The organism is Streptomyces fradiae ATCC 10745 = DSM 40063 (genome assembly GCF_008704425.1).
In the GTDB taxonomy this organism is placed as follows: Bacteria; Actinomycetota; Actinomycetes; order Streptomycetales; family Streptomycetaceae; genus Streptomyces; species Streptomyces fradiae.
This window is the reverse complement of record NZ_CP023696.1, coordinates 2020655-2041349: the sequence shown is the minus strand read 5'-3', so window position 1 is coordinate 2041349 and position 20695 is coordinate 2020655. Positions and strand designations below refer to the sequence as shown.

General features: G+C 74.3%; 13 protein-coding genes, 1 tRNA gene and 1 pseudogene. 11 read left to right on the top strand and 4 right to left on the bottom strand.

Annotated features, from left to right (window positions below):
* Positions 1–6 precede the first annotated feature (6 nt).
* The 6 genes from CP974_RS09205 (at position 7) to CP974_RS09170 (ending at position 9851) form a co-directional block, all read left to right on the top strand.
* Positions 7–79: transfer RNA gene (locus CP974_RS09205), tRNA-Ala, on the top strand.
* A gap of 392 nt (positions 80–471) precedes the next feature.
* The gene (leuS, locus tag CP974_RS09195) at positions 472–3339 is read left to right on the top strand and encodes a leucine--tRNA ligase (RefSeq protein ID WP_031128247.1); all 2868 of its coding nucleotides are present in this window, start codon (positions 472–474) and stop codon (positions 3337–3339) included.
* A gap of 131 nt (positions 3340–3470) precedes the next feature.
* The gene (locus tag CP974_RS09190) at positions 3471–4343 is read left to right on the top strand and encodes a hypothetical protein (protein WP_031128248.1); all 873 of its coding nucleotides are present in this window, start codon (positions 3471–3473) and stop codon (positions 4341–4343) included.
* A gap of 207 nt (positions 4344–4550) precedes the next feature.
* Positions 4551–5396: a DegV family protein gene (locus CP974_RS09185; protein ID WP_031128249.1), complete on the top strand. Its 846-nt coding sequence runs from the start codon at positions 4551–4553 to the stop codon at positions 5394–5396.
* A 592-nt stretch (positions 5397–5988) separates the two neighbouring features.
* Positions 5989–6861 carry a ComEA family DNA-binding protein gene (locus CP974_RS30075; protein ID WP_162530968.1) on the top strand — a complete coding sequence of 291 codons (873 nt, stop codon included), beginning with the start codon at positions 5989–5991 and terminating at the stop codon, positions 6859–6861.
* 701 nt (positions 6862–7562) lie between these two features.
* Positions 7563–9851: a ComEC/Rec2 family competence protein gene (locus CP974_RS09170; protein ID WP_078915297.1), complete on the top strand. Its 2289-nt coding sequence runs from the start codon at positions 7563–7565 to the stop codon at positions 9849–9851.
* Between the two features lie 34 nt (positions 9852–9885).
* Here CP974_RS09170 and CP974_RS09165 read toward each other — a convergent pair.
* Positions 9886–10338: pseudogene (locus CP974_RS09165) on the bottom strand (pyridoxamine 5'-phosphate oxidase family protein); the annotation flags it as partial.
* A gap of 158 nt (positions 10339–10496) precedes the next feature.
* Between CP974_RS09165 and CP974_RS09160 the strand changes: the two are divergent.
* Together CP974_RS09160 and holA are read left to right on the top strand one after the other, a co-directional pair.
* Entirely contained in the window at positions 10497–10724 is a 228-nt protein-coding gene (locus CP974_RS09160; RefSeq protein WP_037936346.1) for a hypothetical protein, read from the top strand.
* Positions 10725–11014: 290 nt separating this feature from the next.
* On the top strand, positions 11015–11998 hold the full coding sequence (holA, locus tag CP974_RS09155; RefSeq protein WP_037936347.1) for a DNA polymerase III subunit delta: 984 nt from the start codon (positions 11015–11017) through the stop codon (positions 11996–11998).
* 909 nt (positions 11999–12907) lie between these two features.
* Here the strand turns inward: holA and rpsT are convergent.
* Positions 12908–13174: a 30S ribosomal protein S20 gene (gene rpsT, locus CP974_RS09150; protein ID WP_031128254.1), complete on the bottom strand. Its 267-nt coding sequence runs from the start codon at positions 13172–13174 to the stop codon at positions 12908–12910.
* Between the two features lie 218 nt (positions 13175–13392).
* Between rpsT and lepA the strand changes: the two genes are divergently transcribed.
* From lepA to hemW, 3 genes are all read left to right on the top strand, one after another.
* Entirely contained in the window at positions 13393–15261 is a 1869-nt protein-coding gene (lepA, locus tag CP974_RS09145; RefSeq protein WP_031128255.1) for a translation elongation factor 4, read from the top strand.
* A 295-nt stretch (positions 15262–15556) separates the two neighbouring features.
* Entirely contained in the window at positions 15557–17446 is a 1890-nt protein-coding gene (locus CP974_RS09140) for an AMP-dependent synthetase/ligase (RefSeq protein WP_031128256.1), read from the top strand.
* A gap of 211 nt (positions 17447–17657) precedes the next feature.
* Entirely contained in the window at positions 17658–18890 is a 1233-nt protein-coding gene (gene hemW, locus CP974_RS09135) for a radical SAM family heme chaperone HemW (protein WP_031128257.1), read from the top strand.
* Between the two features lie 127 nt (positions 18891–19017).
* Here the strand turns inward: hemW and CP974_RS09130 are convergent, their stop codons facing one another.
* Positions 19018–19827 carry a DUF3097 domain-containing protein gene (locus CP974_RS09130; protein WP_031128259.1) on the bottom strand — a complete coding sequence of 270 codons (810 nt, stop codon included), beginning with the start codon at positions 19825–19827 and terminating at the stop codon, positions 19018–19020.
* A gap of 11 nt (positions 19828–19838) precedes the next feature.
* Positions 19839–20576: an MBL fold metallo-hydrolase gene (locus tag CP974_RS09125; protein ID WP_031128261.1), complete on the bottom strand. Its 738-nt coding sequence runs from the start codon at positions 20574–20576 to the stop codon at positions 19839–19841.
* Positions 20577–20695: the final 119 nt, after the last annotated feature.

Genomic DNA, 20695 nt, shown 5'->3' with positions numbered 1-20695 from the left:
CCGCAAGGGGCTATAGCTCAGTTGGTAGAGCGCTTGCATGGCATGCAAGAGGTCAGGAGTTCAATTCTCCTTAGCTCCACAGCCCGAGAAGCGGGCCACCCGGTCGGGTGGCCCGCTTCTCGCATGTCAGCACCCGTCTCCCGCATGCCGGCGCATGACGTCGGCCGGCCGCTCCGCGGAAGGCGCGGAGGGCGCGGAAGCGCGCACGGCGACAGCCGCGCGACGGTACGTGTCCGGGTGGCGGACGGCGCGATGCGTCGTGCGGGGGCCCTGCTGTACCCTGACGCCATGCGTGCCGTACGCCTCCTGCTTAGCGAGCCGCGCTGATCAGTGCCGGCGGATGAGAGATCCGCTCGGAATCGGCGCGGCGTCCCCTCCTGTGCGAGGGGCTTTTTCATTTCGCCGCGCCGACGGGATCGGGGCGCGGCGACGGCAGCGACGCAGAGACGATCGATGGAGCTTCAGAGAATCATGACCGAGACGAATCCGGCTGCCGAGTCGGCGGCCCCGCATCGTTACACGGCGGCCATGGCGGCCGACATCGAGGCACGCTGGCAGGACTTCTGGGACGCCGAGGGGACGTACGCGGCGCCGAACCCGAGCGGTGACCTGGCCGGCGACCCGCAGACGGTCGCCCGGCCGAAGAAGTTCATCATGGACATGTTCCCGTACCCGTCCGGAGCGGGGCTGCACGTCGGCCACCCGCTGGGGTACATCGCCACCGACGTCTACGCCCGGTACCAGCGCATGACCGGCCACAACGTCCTGCACACGCTGGGCTTCGACGCCTTCGGCCTGCCCGCCGAGCAGTACGCCGTCCAGACGGGCACGCACCCGCGCGTGTCCACCGAGGCGAACATCGAGAACATGAAGGCGCAGCTGCGCCGACTGGGCCTGGGCCACGACAAGCGCCGGTCGTTCGCCACGATCGACCCGGACTACTACAAGTGGACCCAGTGGATCTTCCTGCAGATCTTCAACAGCTGGTACGACGAGGACGCCCGCAAGGCCCGCCCCATCGCGGACCTGGTCGGCCAGTTCGAGAGCGGTGAGCGCGCCGTACCGGGCACCACGCGCGCGTGGGGCGAGCTGACCGCCGCCGAGCGGGCCGACGTGCTGAGCGGGTACCGCCTGGCGTACGCCTCCGACGCGCCGGTCAACTGGTGCCCCGGCCTGGGCACCGTCCTGGCCAACGAGGAGGTCACCGCCGACGGCCGCTCCGAGCGCGGCAACTTCCCCGTCTTCAAGGCGAAGCTGCGCCAGTGGAACATGCGCATCACCGCCTACGCGGACCGCCTGCTGGAGGACCTGGACGCGCTGGACTGGCCCGACGCGATCAAGCTGCAGCAGCGCAACTGGATCGGCCGCTCCGAGGGCGCCCGCGTCGACTTCCCGGTCGGCGAGGACGCGATCACCGTCTTCACCACGCGCCCCGACACCCTGTTCGGCGCCACCTACATGGTGCTGGCCCCCGAGCACGACCTGGTCGACACGATCGTCCCGGACGCCTGGCCGGCCGGCACCCCCGCGCTGTGGACCGGCGGGCACGCCACCCCGGCGCTCGCCGTCGACGCGTACCGCAAGCAGGCCGCCGCCAAGTCCGACGTGGAGCGGCAGGCCGACGCCAAGGAGAAGACCGGCGTCTTCACCGGCGCCCACGCCGTCAACCCCGTCAGCGGCGAGCGGGTCCCCGTCTTCATCGCCGACTACGTGCTGATGGGCTACGGCACGGGCGCCATCATGGCCGTCCCGGCGCACGACACCCGCGACTTCGCCTTCGCCCGCGCCTTCGACCTGCCCATGCGCTGCGTCGTCGAGCCGGGCGACGGCCGCGGCACGGACCCGGCCGCCTGGGACGACGCCTTCGACTCGTACGACGCGAAGATCATCGCGTCGTCCAACGACGAGGTGTCCCTGGACGGCCTGGGCGTCGTCGAGGCCAAGGCCGGGATCACCCGCTGGCTGGAGTCCCGCGGCATCGGCGAGGGCACCGTCAACTACCGCCTGCGCGACTGGCTCTTCAGCCGCCAGCGGTACTGGGGCGAGCCCTTCCCCATCGTCTACGACGAGGACGGCGTCGCGCACGCGCTGCCCGAGTCGATGCTGCCGCTGGAGCTGCCCGAGGTGGAGGACTACGCGCCGCGCACCTTCGACCCGGACGACGCCGACACGCAGCCCGAGACCCCGCTCTCCCGCAACGAGGACTGGGTCGACGTCACCCTGGACCTGGGCGACGGACCCAAGCGGTACCGCCGCGAGACCAACACGATGCCCAACTGGGCGGGCTCCTGCTGGTACGAGCTGCGCTACCTGGACCCGCACAACGGCGGCAAGCTCGTCGACCCGGACATCGAGCGGTACTGGATGGGCCCGCGCGACGGCATGCCGCACGGCGGTGTCGACCTGTACGTCGGCGGTGCCGAGCACGCCGTGCTGCACCTGCTGTACGCCCGGTTCTGGTCGAAGGTCCTCTACGACCTGGGCCACGTCTCGTCAGCCGAGCCGTTCCACCGGCTGTTCAACCAGGGCATGATCCAGGCGTACGTGTACCGCGACGCGCGCGGCATCGCCGTCCCCGCCGCCGAGGTCGAGGAGCGCGACGGTGCGTTCTGGTACCAGGGCGAGAAGGTCGGCCGCGTCCTGGGCAAGATGGGCAAGTCCCTGAAGAACGCCGTCACCCCGGACGAGATCTGCGCCGAGTACGGCGCCGACACCCTGCGCCTGTACGAGATGGCCATGGGCCCCCTGGACGTGTCCCGCCCCTGGGACACGCGCGCGGTGGTCGGCCAGTACCGGCTGCTGCAGCGGCTGTGGCGCAACATCGTCGACGAGTCGACCGGCGAGGTCACCGTCGTCGACGCCGAGCCCGGCGAGGACACCCTGCGGGCCCTGCACAAGGCCATCGACGGCGTCTCGCAGGACATGGCCGCGATGCGCTTCAACACCGCCATCGCCAAGATCACCGAGCTGAACAACCATCTGACGAAGGCGGGCGGCGCCGTTCCCCGGACGGTCGCCGAGCAGCTCGTCCTGCTGGTCGCCCCGCTGGCCCCGCACATCGCCGAGGAACTGTGGCGCAGGCTGGGCCACACGGACTCCGTGGTCCACCAGGACTTCCCCGTCGCCGACCCCGCCTACGTCGTGGACGAGACCGTGACCTGCGTCGTCCAGATCAAGGGCAAGGTCAAGGCGCGTCTGGAGGTCTCCCCGTCCATCACGGACGCGGAGCTGGAAGCCCTCGCGCTGGCCGACCCGGCGGTCGTCGCGGCCCTGGGCGGCGCGGGCATCCGCAAGGTCATCGCCCGAGCGCCGAAGCTGGTGAACGTCGTCCCGGCCTGACCGGGCACCGGGAGCGCCGCGTGACGGCGACCCGGATTCGTCCCCTAGGGGCAGGTTGGGGGGTTCCCGGAACCCCCAGCCTGCCCCTCGGCGTTTACGGTGGAGACAGCACATGACGACGAGGGGACTCCATGACAGAGGCGATCGTGATCCTGGCTCTGCTTTTCGTCGCCATCGTCGCGCTCGGCGTGTACGCCGGCGTGAAGGTCGTCAAGGCGGCCAAGCGCGGTGTGGACCGCACCCTCGACCAGGCCAGGCGTACGGTGGAGGACACCACGCTCCGCGCCAAGAGCTACGGGCAGGGCGGTGTCGCGGGCGAGCTGGCACAGCTGCGCCTGTCCCTGCGCACCTCCATGCGCGCCACCCAGGTCGCGCTGGAGGCGGGAGCGCCGGAGGACGCCTCGCTCCGGGAGTCGCTGGACCTGTTCCGACGGCTCAGCGCCCACGGCCACGAGCTGGACGAGGAGCTGAGGCGGCTGGAACGGGACCCCGACAAGACCACGGTCGCCCGGCGGCTGGACGAGCTGCGGGAGCGCACGCGCCGCATCACGGACTCGGCCGACTCCCTGCGATGGGCCGCGAGGGACCGCGCCCAGCGGTTCGCCCAGGACGACCTGGACGTGCTCAGCGCCCAGATCGACGTGGAGGCCGGCGCCCTCCGCCATTGGTCGGACGCCGCCCCCGACGCCGATCCTGCCCGGCGGGCGGACCACGGGGAGCACGGGCCGGCCGCCGCCCCCGGCCGGCGGGCGGGCGCGGAGCCGACCGCGCAGTCCGCCCACGACCGGTCGCGTACGCCGTGGCCGGACCCCGCCCCTGGACACACGCCCACCCAGGTATGGCCTTCCGGGCAGTCCACCGGCGAGGACGCCCCGGAGGACGCGCGCCCTGCCTCCGGAAGCGGCCGGGACGACGCGGACCGGCCGGCCATCACCGCACGTGACCCGCGCCTCGGCGCCGGTTACCCGTGGCAGAAGTCGGCACGGCCCGAGACCACCACCTGACAAGCCTGGCGAACGCGGAAGCCCCTCGCGTGGGTCCTGCGGACGGACGACGTCGTGGGCCGCGGCGGATCGGGCGCGGGGGCGCCCGGCGGACGGGCACGGGGGTGTGCCGATCGGCCACGGAGAGGGCCGCCCGGCCAGGAGCGGCGACGGGGTGAGCCAGCCCTGGGCTGCCCTCGGGCGCCGCCTGCGGGTAACCTCCCGGTCATGTCCCGCCATGTCGCGATCGTCACCGATTCCACGGCCTATCTGCCGCCGCAGGCGATGGAGCGGCACGGTATCAGCGCGGTGCCGCTGACGGTCGTGATCGGTGACCGGGCCCTGGAGGAGGGCACCGAGATCTCGGCCCGCTCGCTCGCCCAGGCGCTGCAGAAGCGCCACTCCGTCACCACGTCCCGGCCCAGCCCGGAGACGTTCGCCGCCCGCTACCGGGAGATCGCCGAGGCGGGAGCGGCCGGAATCGTCTCCCTGCACCTGTCGGCCGAGCTGTCCGGCACGTACGAGGCCGCCCTGCTCGCGGCGCGGGAGGCGCCCGTGCCCGTGCGGGTCGTGGACACGGGCATGGTCGCCATGGCGCTCGGATTCTGCGCCGTCGCCGCGGCCGAGGCCGCGCGGGCGGACTGCGGCCTGGACGAGGTGGTCGCGGCGGCGGAGAAGCGAGCCTCCGGGACGTCCGCCTACTTCTACGTCGACACGCTCGACTATCTGCGGCGGGGCGGGCGCATCGGTCCGGCCCGTGCGCTGCTCGGCTCGGCACTCGCGGTCAAGCCGCTGCTGGAGCTGAGCGGCGGGCGCATCGAACCGAGGGAGAAGGTGCGCACCGCGTCGAGGGCCATCGCCCGCCTCGAGGAGATCGCGGTGGAACGGGCCGGACACGCGTCGGTCGACATCGCCGTGCACCATCTCTCCGCCGCCGAACGGGCGGACACCCTGGCCGGACATCTGCGCGACCGCGTCCCCGGCCTGGCCGACCTGCATGTCAGCGAGGTCGGTGCGGTGATCGGCGCGCACACCGGACCGGGGCTGCTCGGCGTGGTCGTCTCCCAGCGGTAACCGCACGATCTCACTCGTTCGAGTGGCCGAGTTATCCACAACTGCCGGGTTATCCACGGAAATCGTCCCAGGTCCCCGGAATCGCACGGATGTGTCTAGCGTCGATGCCATGACGACAGAAACACACTCCGTGACGGCAACCCCGGCCCCTTCCCCGGCTTCTTCCGCGACCTCTTCCCCGGCCGCTTTCCGGTACCCCGCCTCGGCCGCTTCCCCGGCCTCTGTCCCGATCCCTTCCGCGACCACTTCGGCGACGGGCTCGTTCGAGGCGCTCGGCGCCGTCCGGACTTCTGCGGCCACTCGTGTACGGAGTGGTTCGGGAGCCGTCGGTTCGCCGAACTCCTCCGCCGGTCCGACGGGTTCGCCGCACCGTCCGGGGACGCCTGCGCCCTCGCGGCCACACGACTCCCCACCGCCCCGGCGGAGGACGGTGGCCGGAGCGACGAGCGGGCCCGGCCGGGCCAGGGGCACGGACAGCAGGGTGCGTAGGCGCGCCACGGGGGCGGGCCGGGGCAGGCACCGGGCCGGTGACCCGCTGGCGCGTACCACCGCACCGCCCGCCCCGGACCCGAGAGACAGGGCGGAGGCGGTGATGAGAGACAGGGCGGAGGCGGTGATGGCGGCGAGCGACCCGTCGCCGTACCGGCGGATGGCCGTGGAGCCGCCGTCCCGGGAGGCGCCGGCGGCCCCGCGGGTGCCGCCCGCGCCCGCCCCGGCGGGGCGCATCCGGGAGTGGCGGTACGCGCTGCGCGACCGGTTACCCGTCTGGGTCCAGTCCCGGTGCGGACTGGAACGGCGGACGCTGGGTGCGCTGGCCGTCGTCCTGGTCATGGGCGCCGTGTTCGCCGGCCGCTCGTTCTGGGCCGGCCGGCCCGAGACCGTGCGCGCGCCCGAAGTGGTCGGGAAGCCCCCGGCCGTGGTGGCCGCCCCCGCGGGGGCGACCGGGTCGGCATCCGCCCGGCAGCCCGCCCCTCAGCCTGTCCCGCCGTCCGGCTCGCCGCCGGGCGCGGACGCGCCCGCGGCGGTGGTCGTCGTGGACGTGAGCGGCAAGGTGAGGCGGCCGGGCGTCCTGCGGCTTCCCTCGGGGGCCCGCGTCGTCGACGCGATCCAGGCGGCCGGCGGCGTCCCGCCCGGTACGGACACGACCGGGCTCAACCGGGCGCGTCTCCTCGTGGACGGGGAGCACGTACTGGTCGGAGTCCCGGCGACCGCCGCACCACCCGGTGCCCTGCCGGTGGCGGCCCCGCAGACAGCGGACGGCACGGCGGTCGAAGGTCCGGTGAGCCTCAACACCGCCACCGTCGAGCAGTTGGACACACTGCCCGGAGTGGGGCCGGTCCTCGCCCGCCAGATCGTCGAGCACCGCACCCGGCAGGGCGGGTTCCGGTCGGTGGAGGAGCTGCGGGACGTGCGCGGCATCGGCGCCCGCCGCTTCGCCGACCTCCAGCCCCGCGTACGGCTGTGACGGGCCGTCGGGCGCCCTCGGCCGCGCTCGGCACGGCCGGTTCCGCGCCGCTTCCCGGTACACGTGCCGCTGCTCGCGGGGCGGTGAGCCGGGGGGCGCCGGACGCGGGCAGCGCGGGTGAGGCGGCGGTCGGCGCGGGGTCGGTGGGCGAAGGGGCGCCCCGTGCGGGGGCGGTGGGCGAGGAGGAGGTCGGAGCGGGGGCGGTGGGCGAGGAGGTCGGAGCGAGCGTGGTGGATGCCCCCGCTGAAGGCCCCGTCGACCTGCGGCTCGTGGTTCCGGCGCTGGCGGCGTGGGCGGCGGCGGCGGTCGCGCTGAGCCTTCCCGGCTGGTGGACCATGACCGGCGTCCTCCTGTGCGGCGTCGGGGCCGCGACCCTCCTGCTACGCAGCCGGCGCACCCGTGCGCCGGAGCGGACGAGGGGCCTCGTGGTGGATGGGCCCGGAGCCGACCGGGCTCGTGCGCACGGCTCGGCGGGAAGGCCGGACATCACGTCCGCTCGGCGGGCAGCGACCTCACCGTACGCGCCGGGCGGGAGGCCGGCTTCGTCATCCGCGTCGCGCGGGAGGCCGGCTTCGTCATCCGCGTCGCGCGGGAGGCCGGCTTCTGCATCCGCGCCGGGCACGGCTCCGGCTCCTGCGGGTCTGATGGGACCGGCTCCTGCGGGCGGCGCGACGGGACGGGTGGCGCCGGGCGGACCCGGGATGACGGTTCCCGTCTCCGCGCCGGGCGGACGGTGGAGGGGTGGCGCCACCGCGTTCGCCGCGGTTCTGCTCTGCGCCGCCGCCGGGGCCGCGTCGGCCGGGCTGCACGGGGCGGACCTGCGGAGGGGGCCTGTCCCCGCCCTGGCGCGGGAGCACGCGAGGGTCACGGCCGAGGTGACAGTCCGCTCCGATCCGCGGCCGGTCGTCCCCCGCGTGCGGGGCAGCCGGGCCGCCCCGCCGACCATCGTCCTGAACGCCGAGGTGACGCGGGTGACGGCGCCGGACGGGACGGCGACACGCGTGCGCACCCCGGTCCTCCTGATGGCGCGGACGGGCGGGCAAGGCCCTTCGGACGGGGCCTGGCTGCGGCTGCTGCCGTCCACGGTGCTCCAGGTGACGGGGCGGCTGTCGCCACCCCGCGGCACCGGCGACCCGTTCGCCGCCGTGCTGTACGCCGACACCGGACCGCCCCGCGCCGTCGGAGGGCCCAGTGCCCTGCACCGAACGGCAGGCGACCTGCGCGCCGGGCTGCGTGAGGCGACCGACGGACTGCCGCCCGACGCCCGGTCACTGCTGCCCGGCCTCGTGGTGGGCGACACCTCACGGATCCCGGAGGACCTGCGCAGGGCGTTCGAGGCCACGGACCTCACCCATCTCCTCGCCGTATCCGGCAGCAACCTGACGATCGTCCTGATCCTGCTGATCGGACCGGCCGGAAGAGCTTCCAGCGCGGAACGGGGCGGGCTGGCGCCCCGGCTGGGGGTGTCGCTGCGGACGACGGCGCTGCTGGGCGGAGTGCTGACGCTGGCGTTCGTGGTGGTGTGCAGGCCGGAGCCGAGCGTGCTGCGCGCCGCCGCGTGCGGCCTGATCACCCTGCTCGCGATCGGCACCGGGCGCCGCAGGTCCCTGCTCCCGGCACTCGCCGGGGCCGTACTGCTGCTGGTGCTCTACGATCCGTGGCTGGCCCGCAGCCCCGGTTTCCTGCTGTCCGTCCTGGCGACGGGGGCGCTCCTCACGATCGCCCCCCGATGGAGCGCCGCCCTCCAGGCGCGCGGCCTCCCGCCGCGCCTCGCGGAGGCCGTGGCCGCGGCGGCCGCCGCGCAGGCCGTCTGCGCCCCGGTGGTGGCCGCCCTCGCCGCGCGGGTGAGCCTGGTCGCGATCCCGTGCAACCTGCTCGCCGAACTGGCGGTGGCACCGGCCACGGTGCTCGGTTTCGCCGCCCTGGCGGCGGCCCCGCTGTCCATGCCCCTGGCCCGGCTGCTCGCGGATGGCGCTGCCGTGCCGGCCGGCTGGGTGGCGTCCGTCGCCCGGACCGGGGCGTCGCTGCCCGGCGCGGAGGCGGCCTGGCCGGACGGCTGGCGGGGCGGGTTGCTGCTCGCCGTCGCCACAGGGGCGCTGCTGCTGGTCGTGCGCCGGCTGCCGTACCGCCGGTGGCTGGCCGCCGGCTGCGCCGTGATGCTGGTCGTCGCCGTGGTGCGGCCGGTGCCGCTGGTGCGGGTCGTGACCGGCTGGCCGCCGCCCGGCTGGGTGTTCGCGATGTGCGACGTGGGGCAGGGCGACGCCACGGCCCTCGCCGCGGGGGACGGTACGGCCGTGGTGGTGGACGCCGGGCCGGACCCGGAGCCGGTCGACCGCTGCCTGCGGGACCTGGGCGTGACCCGTGTGCCGCTCGTGCTGCTCACCCACTTCCACGCCGACCACGTGGCGGGGTTGCCGGGGGTGCTGCGCGGACGATCCGTGGGGCAGATCCAGACGACCGGGCTGCTCGACCCGCCGGGTCAGGCCGCGTTCGTCCACCGCACCGCCGCCGCGGCCCGCGTACCCGTCGTGCCCGCGGCGCTCGGCGAGCGGCGCCGGGCGGGGCCGCTCGACTGGCAGGTGCTGTGGCCCGCGCCCGCCACGGGCTTCGTCCCGGAGGGGGCCAACGACGCCAGCGTCACCCTGCTCGTCCGCACCCGGAGCGGAGTGACGCTGCTGCTCCTCGGCGACCTGGAGCCGCCGTCCCAGCGTGGACTGTCCCGGGCCCATCCCGCCTTGCCGAGGGTGGACGTCCTGAAGGTCGCCCACCACGGTTCGGCGCACCAGGACCCGGAACTGCTGCGGCGGGCCCGGCCCAGGCTCGCCCTCGTGTCGGTGGGGCGGGACAACCCGTACGGGCACCCGTCGCCCCGTACGCTCGACGCCCTTCGCGAGGCGGGCGCAGCGGTCCTGCGCACCGACCGGCACGGCGCCGTCGCCGTGACCGGCTCCGGGCGGGACCTGCGGGCGGTCGCCCGGCACCCGCCGTAGGCGCGGACCGGCCGGCGGGGCCTGGGGCCCAGGCGAGCCAGGCGCCGTCGCGCATCAGGAGCCGGCCGGGCAGTTCGTTCTCCTCGCGCCACGCCTTCACCGACCGGGGCGTCACACGAAGGGAGACCCACCGCGGTTCGCGGTCGCGGGGGTCCCACCCCGGTGTGGCGGCGAACGCGTCGGCCGAGGCGCCGGGCAGGTCCCGGCCCTCGACCGCCTCGGCGAGGCCGTCCACCAGCACCACGTCCCGCGTGTGGCCCAGGCTCAGCCGGACGCGGCCGCGCGGGGTGAGGTTCCGGGCGGTCGGGTTGGTCCGCCGCGTCGACATCAGGAGGGTGCCGCCGTCCCACACGAACGACAGCGGTACCAGGGCGGGCTCCCCCGAGGAGGACGCGGTCGCCACCCACACGTCGAGGTCCTCCTCAAGCCGCCGCGGGACGTCCCGTCTGCGCTGCTGCCGGTCCCGGACCGGTTCACGGATGATCACGTCCGCACGGTAGGGGGCCGGTCCGGTGCCGCGCCTCGGGCGCCGGACGCAGGGCCTGGGCACCAGGCCGGCCTGCGGGTCCGGCGGGGGAGCGGGGGTTGAAGAATGGAGCCGTGAACGCAGTGAACGACGATGACCGTGCCGACGACGTCAGGCACGTGCTGGTCCTGCCGGACCGGGACGCGGCCGAGGAGGCTGCCGAGGAGCTCGGCGCCCGGTTCGGGACGCACGAGGAACCCCAGCTCGTGCGCGACGCCCTCGCGGGTGAGGACGACGCCGAGGACGCCCAGTGGCTCCTGGTGATCGAGGACCCGGACGGCCGCCTGTCCGCCGCCGAGCTCGACGCCTTCGCCGCCGAGTGGGACGGCTGGCGCGAGGAGCCGTAGAGCGAGCGAGCCGGCCTGCGGGGCGTAGGACCTGCGGGGCGTAGGAAGGGAAGGCGGCCGAGGAACCGGAGGTGCGGGGGATCCGGAGGGGTGCCCGGAGGCCGGAGGCCCTCTCGCAGGACCGCGGAGAACATGACGGGGCGGAAGGCCGAGGGCCGGCTGTCCGGCCAGACGAGTCGGATACGCGCGGTGACGGAGTTCCGCAGTGGGGTACGCCGGGGGCCCTGACCGCTCCGGGGACGGTGCCACGGCCGGCCGGCGTGTCGGTGGGGCGTGGGATGCTGGGGGCGATGGCTGCCAAGAACCCGAACGACGACCCGCTCGCCCCCGTCACCCTGGCCGTGGGCCAGGAGGACCTGCTGCTGGACCGTGCCGTGCAGCACGTGGTGGCGGCGGCGCGAGCCGCCGACGCCGACACGGACGTGCGCGACATGACCGCCGACCAGCTCCAGCCCGGCGGGCTCGCCGAGCTGACGAGCCCGTCGCTGTTCGCCGAGCGCAAGGTCCTGATCGTGCGCAACGCCCAGGACCTGTCGGCGGACACGGTCAAGGACCTGAAGGCGTACATCGCCGCACCGGTGGAGGACATCAGCCTGGTCCTCGTGCACCCCGGCGGTGCCAAGGGCAAGGGCCTGCTGGATGCCGCCCGCAAGGGCGGTGCCCGCGAGGTGGCGTGTCCCAAGACCACCAAGCCGGCTGAGCGACTGACGTTCGTGCGGCAGGAGTTCAGGGCGCTGGGCCGGTCGGCGACGCCCGAGGCGTGCCAGTCGCTCGTGGACGCGATCGGCAGTGACCTCCGGGAGCTCGCCAGTGCGGTCTCCCAGCTCACCGCCGATGTGGAGGGCACGATCGACGAGGCGGTCGTCGGGCGCTACTACACGGGCCGGGCCGAGGCGTCCAGCTTCAACGTCGCCGACCGGGCCGTGGAGGGACGGGCCGCAGAGGCCCTGGAGGCGCTGCGCTGGTCCCTCGCGACCGGGGTGGCGCCCGTGCTGATCACCAGCGCGCTGGCGCAGGGAGTGCGCGCCATCGGCAAGCTGTCCTCCGCACGGGGCGGACGCCCCGCCGACCTCGCGCGCGAGCTGGGCATGCCGCCGTGGAAGATCGACCGCGTCCGGCAGCAGATGCGCGGATGGACGCCGGACGGGGTCGCCGTCGCGCTGCGCGCGGTCGCCGAGGCCGACGCCGGGGTCAAGGGCGGCGGCGACGACCCCGAGTACGCCCTGGAGAAGGCCGTCGTCACCATCGCGCGGGCGGCTCGTTCGCGCCGCTGAGCGCGGGGACTCGGACCAGGGGTGCGGGGGCCGGACCGGGGGCGCGGGGTTCGGACCGGGGCGCGGTGTCTCGTCCGGTCCACCGGTTCGCGGGTGGACGCCTCCGGTCCACCGGCTCGCGTGCGGATGCCTCGTGGTCCGTGCGCCGCGCGTGCTCGCGCGGGGCTGCCGCCGCTCGGGGTCGGTGGGGTGGGGATGTGCGGCCGCCGCTTGCGTGACGCCGCCGGCTGCCAGACACCGTCGCCTCCCGGTCGCCTCCCGGTCGCCGCCGGGCCGCCGCCGCCGGGCCGCCGCCGCCGGGCCGCCGTCGCCGGGCGGCCGATACCGGGTGGGCGTCGCAGCGTGACCGACGCCGGCGGGCTCGTTCGCCTTCGGGGACCTTCGCCGTGCGGCCGGTTCGCCGGCGGGCTCGTTCGCCGCGGTGCGCCACGCCGTAGGGCTTCCGGTGCCGAGCGGTCGCGGCGGGGTGCCGCCCCGCCGCTGGTGCCCGTACGGTCGCGGTCCCGAGCGCGGTCGGGCGGCCGTTCGAGCTGCGGTGTCCTGGCGGCGGTGCCCGCCGTCCCGCCGTGATCCCGCCGTCATCCCCGCGACCGGCCTGCCTCCCCCGCGGGGCGCCGGGGCGCCGGGGACGGCCCGGCGCCCTGGTGCCCCGGCGGATGTCCGCATGCCGAAGGCCCCGGCTCCGTCTGGGGAAAGACGGGGCCGGGGCCTTCGGGACGTTCGGTGTGAGCCCGTACCCGCGTGGCGAACGCAGGCCGCGTACGGGCTCGGGGGTGCCGGGTGGGAGCGTGGTTGAGAGGGCCCGCTGGATCCCTCCCGGCGATCAAGTCGCCCGGTCCGTCACCCCGGGGCGCAGGCCCGTGGGGTTCCGGCCGGTTCCGGGAACGGTGTCCCCGGTATGGGGGAAGCTCAGCCCTGGACGGCGGCCAGCTTGGACGCCAGCGCCGACTTCTTGTTGGCGGCGGCGTTCTTGTGGATGACGCCCTTGGAGGCGGCCTTGTCGAGCTTGCGGGACGCCTCGCGAGCGGCCGCGGTGGCCTTCTCGACGTCGCCGGAGGCAGCGGCCTCACGGGCCTTGCGGATCGCGGTCTTGATCGACGACTTGACGGCCTTGTTGCGCAGGCGCGCCTTCTCGTTCGTCTTGTTCCGCTTGATCTGGGACTTGATGTTCGCCACGAAAGAGCCTTTTCAGGTTCGTAAGGATTCCTCGATGTGTGCCACGCTGCTGAGAGGGCCACGAGACACAGCTACCCAGGCTACCAGCAGCGCTTCGAGCGGCCCAAACCGAGCGCCCGTCCCCGCCCGTGGGACCATGGAGCCTACGTATCGATCCGACGTCGACCCGAGCAGAGACACCGGCGTACGCCCGGGCGTCTCGAGAATCAGGACCCTGCGTGCCCGCGACCCCTACCCACGTGCCCGAGCCGAGCCGTACCGACCCGGCACTGATCCGCAACTTCTGCATCATCGCGCACATCGACCACGGCAAGTCGACCCTTGCCGACCGGATGCTCCAGCTGACCGGTGTGGTCGAGCAGCGGCAGATGCGCGCTCAGTATCTCGACCGCATGGACATCGAGCGCGAGCGCGGCATCACCATCAAGTCCCAGGCCGTCCGTCTGCCCTGGGCGCCCACCGAGGGCGAGCTGCAGGGCAGGACGCACATCCTCAACATGATCGACACCCCGGGCCACGTGGACTTCACGTACGAGGTGTCGCGGTCCCTGGCCGCCTGCGAGGGCACGATCCTCCTGGTCGACGCCGCCCAGGGCATCGAGGCGCAGACGCTCGCCAACCTGTACCTGGCGATGGAGAACGACCTCACCATCGTGCCCGTGCTCAACAAGATCGACCTCCCGGCGGCCCAGCCGGAGAAGTTCGCCGAGGAGCTGGCGAACCTGGTCGGCTGCGAGCCCGACGACGTGATGCGCGTCTCGGCGAAGACCGGCATCGGCGTGGAGGCGCTCCTCGACCGCGTCGTCAAGGACGTCCCCGGGCCGGTCGGCGTGGCCGACGCCCCGGCCCGCGCGATGATCTTCGACTCGGTCTACGACTCGTACCGCGGTGTCGTCACCTACGTCAGGGTCGTCGACGGCCAGCTCAACAAGCGCGAGCGCATCCGCATGATGTCGACGGGCGCCACCCACGAGCTGCTGGAGATCGGCACCAACTCCCCGGAGATGCTCGCCGCCGACGGCCTCGGCGTGGGCGAGGTGGGCTACCTGATCACCGGTGTGAAGGACGTCCGCCAGTCGAAGGTCGGTGACACGATCACCAGCCAGGCCAAGGGCGCCACGGAGGCCCTCGGCGGCTACAAGGACCCCAAGCCGATGGTGTTCTCCGGCCTCTACCCGCTGGACGGCTCGGACTACCCGGAGCTGCGCGACGCCCTCGACAAGCTCCAGCTCAACGACGCCGCCCTGGTGTACGAGCCGGAGACCTCCGCGGCCCTCGGCTTCGGCTTCCGCGTGGGCTTCCTCGGCCTGCTCCACCTGGACGTGATCCGCGAGCGCCTGGAGCGCGAGTTCGGCCTGGACCTGATCGCCACGGCGCCGAACGTGGTCTACCGGGTCATCATGGAGGACGGCACCGAGCACGTCGTCACCAACCCGAGCGAGTTCCCCGAGGGCAAGATCAGCGAGGTGTACGAGCCGGTCGTGCGCGCCACGATCCTCGCGCCGTCCGAGTTCATCGGCTCGATCATGGAGCTCTGCCAGAACCGCCGCGGCACCCTGCTCGGCATGGACTACCTGTCCGAGGACCGGGTCGAGATCCGCTACACGCTGCCGCTCGCGGAGATCGTCTTCGACTTCTTCGACCAGCTCAAGTCCAAGACGCGCGGCTACGCGTCGCTCGACTACGAGCCGACCGGGGAGCAGAGCAGCTCTCTGGTCAAGGTCGACATCCTGCTGCACGGCGACAAGGTGGACGCCTTTTCCGCCATCACCCACAAGGACGCGGCGTACGCGTACGGCGTGCGGCTCGTCGCCAAGCTGCGCGAGCTCATCCCGCGGCAGGCGTTCGAGGTGCCGATCCAGGCCGCCATCGGCTCCCGGGTGATCGCCCGCGAGACGATCCGCGCCATCCGCAAGGACGTCCTCGCCAAGTGCTACGGCGGTGACATCTCCCGTAAGCGGAAGCTGCTGGAGAAGCAGAAGGAAGGCAAGAAGCGGATGAAGATGGTCGGCTCCGTGGAGGTCCCGCAGGAGGCCTTCATCGCGGTGCTGTCCAGCGACGAGTCGGCGGGCAAGGGCAAGAAGTAGGACCGCCGGAGGGGCCGGGGCCTTCGGGTCCCGCCCCCGGTGGTCCGCTGCACGGGGGCGCCCGTCCGGATGCCGGACGGGCGCCCGCCGTCTTCGCCGGCGCCCGCATTCGTTATGAACCGGGTATGAAGCACGCCTTCACAGCCCCTTACGCAGCGGACGGCGGCGCTCTACCCTGATCCCGCTCGGTGGTTACTCGCGAGTTAAACAGACCAGCCGTTGACCCGCTTTTCCCGCAGCAGTGAAGTGCCCGCACGCCCGCGTGCGGCATCTGCCAGGCCCGCCGGAGGACGCCGTGAGCGACACACAGACCCAGATCGAGAACCGCCCGCCCACGGTGGCGAGCCTTCTCTTCGAGCGGGTGGCGAAGACCCCGGACGCGGAGGCGTACCGCTACCCGGTGCCGTCCTCCACCGGTCAGGGGCCGGACGACTGGAAGTCCCTGAGCTGGGCCCAGGCCGCCGACCGGGTCTACGCGATCGCCGCCGGGCTCGTGGACCTCGGCGTGGAGCCCGAGGAGCGGGTGGCCCTCGCCTCCGCCACGCGCGTCGAGTGGATCCTGAGCGACCTGGGCGTCATGTGCGCCGGCGCCGCCACGACGACGATCTACCCGCAGACCAACGCGGAGGAGTCCGCGTTCATCCTCTCCGACTCCGAGAGCCGCGTACTGATCGCCGAGGACGCCGTCCAGCTGGCGAAGGCCCGCGAGCGCCGCGCCGAGCTGCCGCAGCTGCGCCACGTCGTGGTCGTCGACTCCGCCGCCGCCGCGCCCGCCGAGGGCGACCCGGAGGGCTGGGTGCTGTCCCTGGAGGACCTGGAGAAGCGGGGCCGGGCCTACCTGGAGAAGCACCCCGAGGCGGTCCGCGAGCGGGTCGGCGCCATCACCGCCGACCAGCTCGCCACGCTGATCTACACCTCCGGGACCACCGGCCGCCCCAAGGGCGTGCGCCTCCCGCACGACAACTGGTCGTACATGGCGAAGGCCATCGCGGCGACCGGCCTGGTCCGCGAGGACGACGTGCAGTACCTGTGGCTGCCGCTCGCCCACGTCTTCGGCAAGGTCCTGACCTCCGGCCAGATCGAGGTCGGCCACGTCACCGCCGTCGACGGCCGCGTCGACAAGATCATCGAGAACCTGCCGGTCGTCCAGCCGACCTACATGGCCGCCGTGCCGCGGATCTTCGAGAAGGTCTACAACGGCGTCGCCAACAAGGCGCGGGCCGGCGGCCCGGCCAAGTACAAGATCTTCCAGTGGGCCGCCGGAGTCGCCCGCGACTACGCCAAGGCCACCCAGGACAGCTTCCGCCGCACCGGTCAGGCCAAGGCGCCGCTCGGCCTCACCGCGAAGCACAAGGTCGCCGACGTCCTCGTCTACTCCAAGCTCCGCGCCGCCTTCGGCGGGCGGCTGCGCGCCGCGGTCTCCGGCTCGGTCGCGCTCGCCCCGGAGATCGGCTACTTCTTCTCCGGCGCCGGCATCCACATCCTCGAGGGATACGGCCTGACGGAGTCCTCCGCCGCGTCCTTCGTGAACCCGGGCGAGGCCTACCGCACCGGCACGGTCGGCAAGCCGCTGCCCGGCTGCGAGGTGCGCATCGCCGACGACGGCGAGGTGCTGCTGCGCGGCCCCGGCATCATGCAGGGCTACCACAAGCTGCCCGACAAGACGGCCGAGGTGCTGGAGCCGGACGGCTGGTTCCACACCGGCGACATCGGCGAGCTGTCCCCGGACGGGTACCTGCGGATCACCGACCGGAAGAAGGACCTGTTCAAGACGTCGGGCGGCAAGTACATCGCGCCGACCGAGATCGAGGGCCACTTCAAGGCGCTGTGCCCGTTCGTCTCCAACATCGTCGTCCTGGGCGCCGACCGGAACTACTGCACCGCGCTCATCGCGCTCGACGAGGCGGCGCTGCAGGGCTGGGCGCAGGAGCAGGGCATCGGCGGCCTGCCGTACGCCGAGCTGGTGGCGACGCCGCAGGTCCAGGGGATGGTCCAGGGGTACGTGGACCGGCTCAACGCGGGCCTGCAGCGGTGGCAGACGATCAAGAAGTTCCGGTTGCTGCCGCGCGACCTCGACGTGGAGCACGGCGAGCTGACGCCGAGCCTCAAGCTGAAGCGGCCCGTGGTGGAGCGGGAGTACCAGCACCTCATCGAGGAGATGTACGAGGGCGCCCGCGAGGCCTGAGCCGGAGTGCCGCCCGAGGGGCGTCCGCCAGGCCCGAGCCGGAGTCCCCGTCCGAGGGGCGCCCGCCAGGCATGGCGCGCCCGGCCGGGGGCGCCCGCCGTCACCCCGGCGCCCGGCCGGTCGCCTGGCCCGTCGCCCCGCCCGCCGACCGCCGCCCGCCCGTCACCGCCGCCGCGCCGCGCACCGGCGGCGGTGACGGACAATGGACCCCATGCCTTCCGTACTGCCCGATGGTGAGCCCGTGCCCGAGGACGGGGCCCTGCCCCCGTCCGCCCTCGACGGGCGCGCGGACCGGCCGCTCGGGTTCTACCTGCACGTGCCGTACTGCGCGACCCGCTGCGGCTACTGCGACTTCAACACGTACACCGCCACCGAGCTGCGCGGCTCCGGCGGCGTCCTCGCCTCCCGCGACAACTACGCGGCGACCCTCGCCGACGAGGTCCGGCTCGCCCGCAAGGTCCTCGGCGACGACCCGCGGCCGGTGCGGACCGTCTTCGTCGGCGGCGGCACGCCCACGCTGCTCGCCGCCGGCGACCTGGTCCGCATGCTCGGCGCCGTGCGCGACGAGTTCGGCCTCGCCGAGGACGCCGAGGTCACCACGGAGGCCAACCCGGAGTCCGTCGACCCGGCCTACCTGGCCGAGCTGCGCGAGGGCGGTTTCAACCGGATCTCCTTCGGCATGCAGAGCGCCCGCCCGCACGTCCTGAAGGTCCTCGACCGCACCCACACGCCCGGCCGCCCCGAGCGCTGCGTCGCCGAGGCCCGCGCCGCCGGGTTCGAGCACGTCAACCTCGACCTGATCTACGGCACCCCCGGCGAGAGCGACGACGACTGGCGGGCCTCCCTCGACGCCGCGATCGGCGCCGGACCCGACCACGTCTCCGCGTACGCGCTGATCGTCGAGGAGGGCACCGGGCTGGCCCGGCGCATCCGGCGCGGCGAGGTGCCGATGACCGACGACGACGCGCACGCCGACCGGTACCTGATCGCGGACACCGTGCTGGCCGAGGCCGGGTTCACCTGGTACGAGGTGTCGAACTGGGCCACCTCGGAGGCGGCCCGCTGCCTCCACAACGAGCTGTACTGGCGCGGCGCCGACTGGTGGGGCGCCGGGCCCGGCGCGCACAGCCACGTCGGCGGCGTCCGGTGGTGGAACGCCAAGCACCCCGGCGCCTACGCCGCCGCCCTCGCCGAGGGCCGCTCGCCCGGCGCGGGGCGGGAGGTGCTGACGGAGGAGGACCGGCGCGTCGAGCGCGTCCTGCTGGAGCTGCGGCTGCGCGACGGGGCGCCCCTGGCGCTGCTCCGCCCGGCGGGGCTGGCGGCGGCGGGGCGCGCGGTGGCGGACGGGCTGCTGGAGGAGGGCCCGTACGCCGGGGGCCGGGCCGTCCTCACCCTGCGCGGCCGGCTCCTCGCCGACGCGGTGGTGCGCGACCTGGTCGACTGAGGGGGCCGCCACCGGGGCCCGGCGACGCGGCCGGACGTCCGGCCGTCGCACGCGGGACGGGCCACGGCGGCGGGCCCGGACACGAGGTCCCCGGCCACGGCGACCGGCCCGGACACGAGGGCCCCGGCTACGACGGCGGCGCCGTCACCCAGTCGATCAGCTCCTCGACCCGGCCCAGCAGCTCCGGCTCCAGGTCCCGGTACGAGCGGACCCGGCCCAGGATGTGGCGCCAGGCCGCGCCGGTGTTCTCGGGCCAGCCCAGCGCCCGGCACACCCCGGTCTTCCAGTCCTGGCCGCGCGGCACGGCCGGCCACGCCGGGATGCCCAGCGCCGACGGCTTCACGGCCTGCCACACGTCCACGTACGGATGCCCCACCACCAGCACGTGCGGGTCGGTGACCGACGCGGCGATCCGGGCCTCCTTGGACCCCTGCACCAGGTGGTCCACCAGCACCCCGAGCCGGGCGTCCGGGCCGGGGCGGAAGTCCCGGACGACCGCGGGCAGGTCGTCGACGCCCTCCAGGTACTCCACGACGACGCCCTCGATCCGCAGGTCGTCGCCCCACACCCGCTCCACCAGCTCCGCGTCGTGGCGCCCCTCCACGTAGATCCGCCCCGCCCGCGCGACCCGCGCCCGCGCACCCGGCACGGCGACCGACCCGGAGGCCGTACGGGACGGCCGCACCGGCTTGGCGGCGGTCGGCCGGACCAGGGTCACCGGGCGGCCCTCCAGCAGGAAGCCGCGCGGCGCCAGCGGGAAGACCCGGCGCTTGCCGAACCGGTCCTCCAGCGTCACCGCGCCGGCCTCGCACCCCACCACCGCCCCGCAGAACCCGGTACCGGCCTCCTCGACCACCAGGTCCGGCTCGGCGGGCACCTCCGGCACGGCGGCCGGCTTCTTCCACGGAGGGGTCAGGTCGGAGTCGTAGGCGCGCATGCGACCAGACGCTACGACACGGCGAACCGGCGGGCCAGCTCATCGCGTTGGGCGCGGACGAACGCCGCGTCCACCACCGCGCCGTGCCCCGGCACGTACGCCGCGTCCTCGCCGCCCAGCGCCAGGAGCCGGTCCAGCGCGGCCGGCCACAGCGCCGGGAACGCGTCGGGCCCCGCCTGGGGCTCGCCCGACTCCTCCACCAGGTCCCCGCAGAACACCACCTCCGGCGGGGCGTCCCCGGCCGCGCCCGGCACCAGCAGCACCAGGTCGTGGCCGGTGTGGCCGGGACCGGCGTCGGCCAGCATCACCTGCCGGCCGCCCAGGTCGAGCGTCCACTCCGCGCACACCAGGTGGTGCGGGCGCACCAGGACGTCCGCGGCCTCGCCCGCCTCGTCCTCGGGGACGCCCCACCGCACGGCGTCCGCCCGCAGCTCCTCCCGCTCGCGCACCAGCACCTCGTCCAGCCCGACCGCGCCGAACACCTGCGCGCCCGAGAAGGCCGCCGCCCCCAGCACGTGGTCGAAGTGCGGATGGCTCAGTGCGATGTGCGTCACGCGCCGGCCGCCCAGCAGCCCCCGCGTCTGGGCCCGGATCCCGGCCCCCTCCCGCAGCGTGGAACCCGCGTCGAACAGCAGCGCGGCGTCCTCGCCCACCACCAGGCCGACGGTCGCGTCCCAGCCGGGGAGCCTCCTGCGCCCCACTCCGGGGGCGAGCCGCTCCCACCCGTACTCTTCCCAAGCGACGTCCATACCGCGACGCTATCGGCAAGCACCCGCCCGCCGCGCCCGGCGAGCGGGCCGACCACCGCCGCCGCGTGGGGCGAGCGGACCGGCCACCCGTCCCGCCACGGGACCGGCCACCGCCGCCG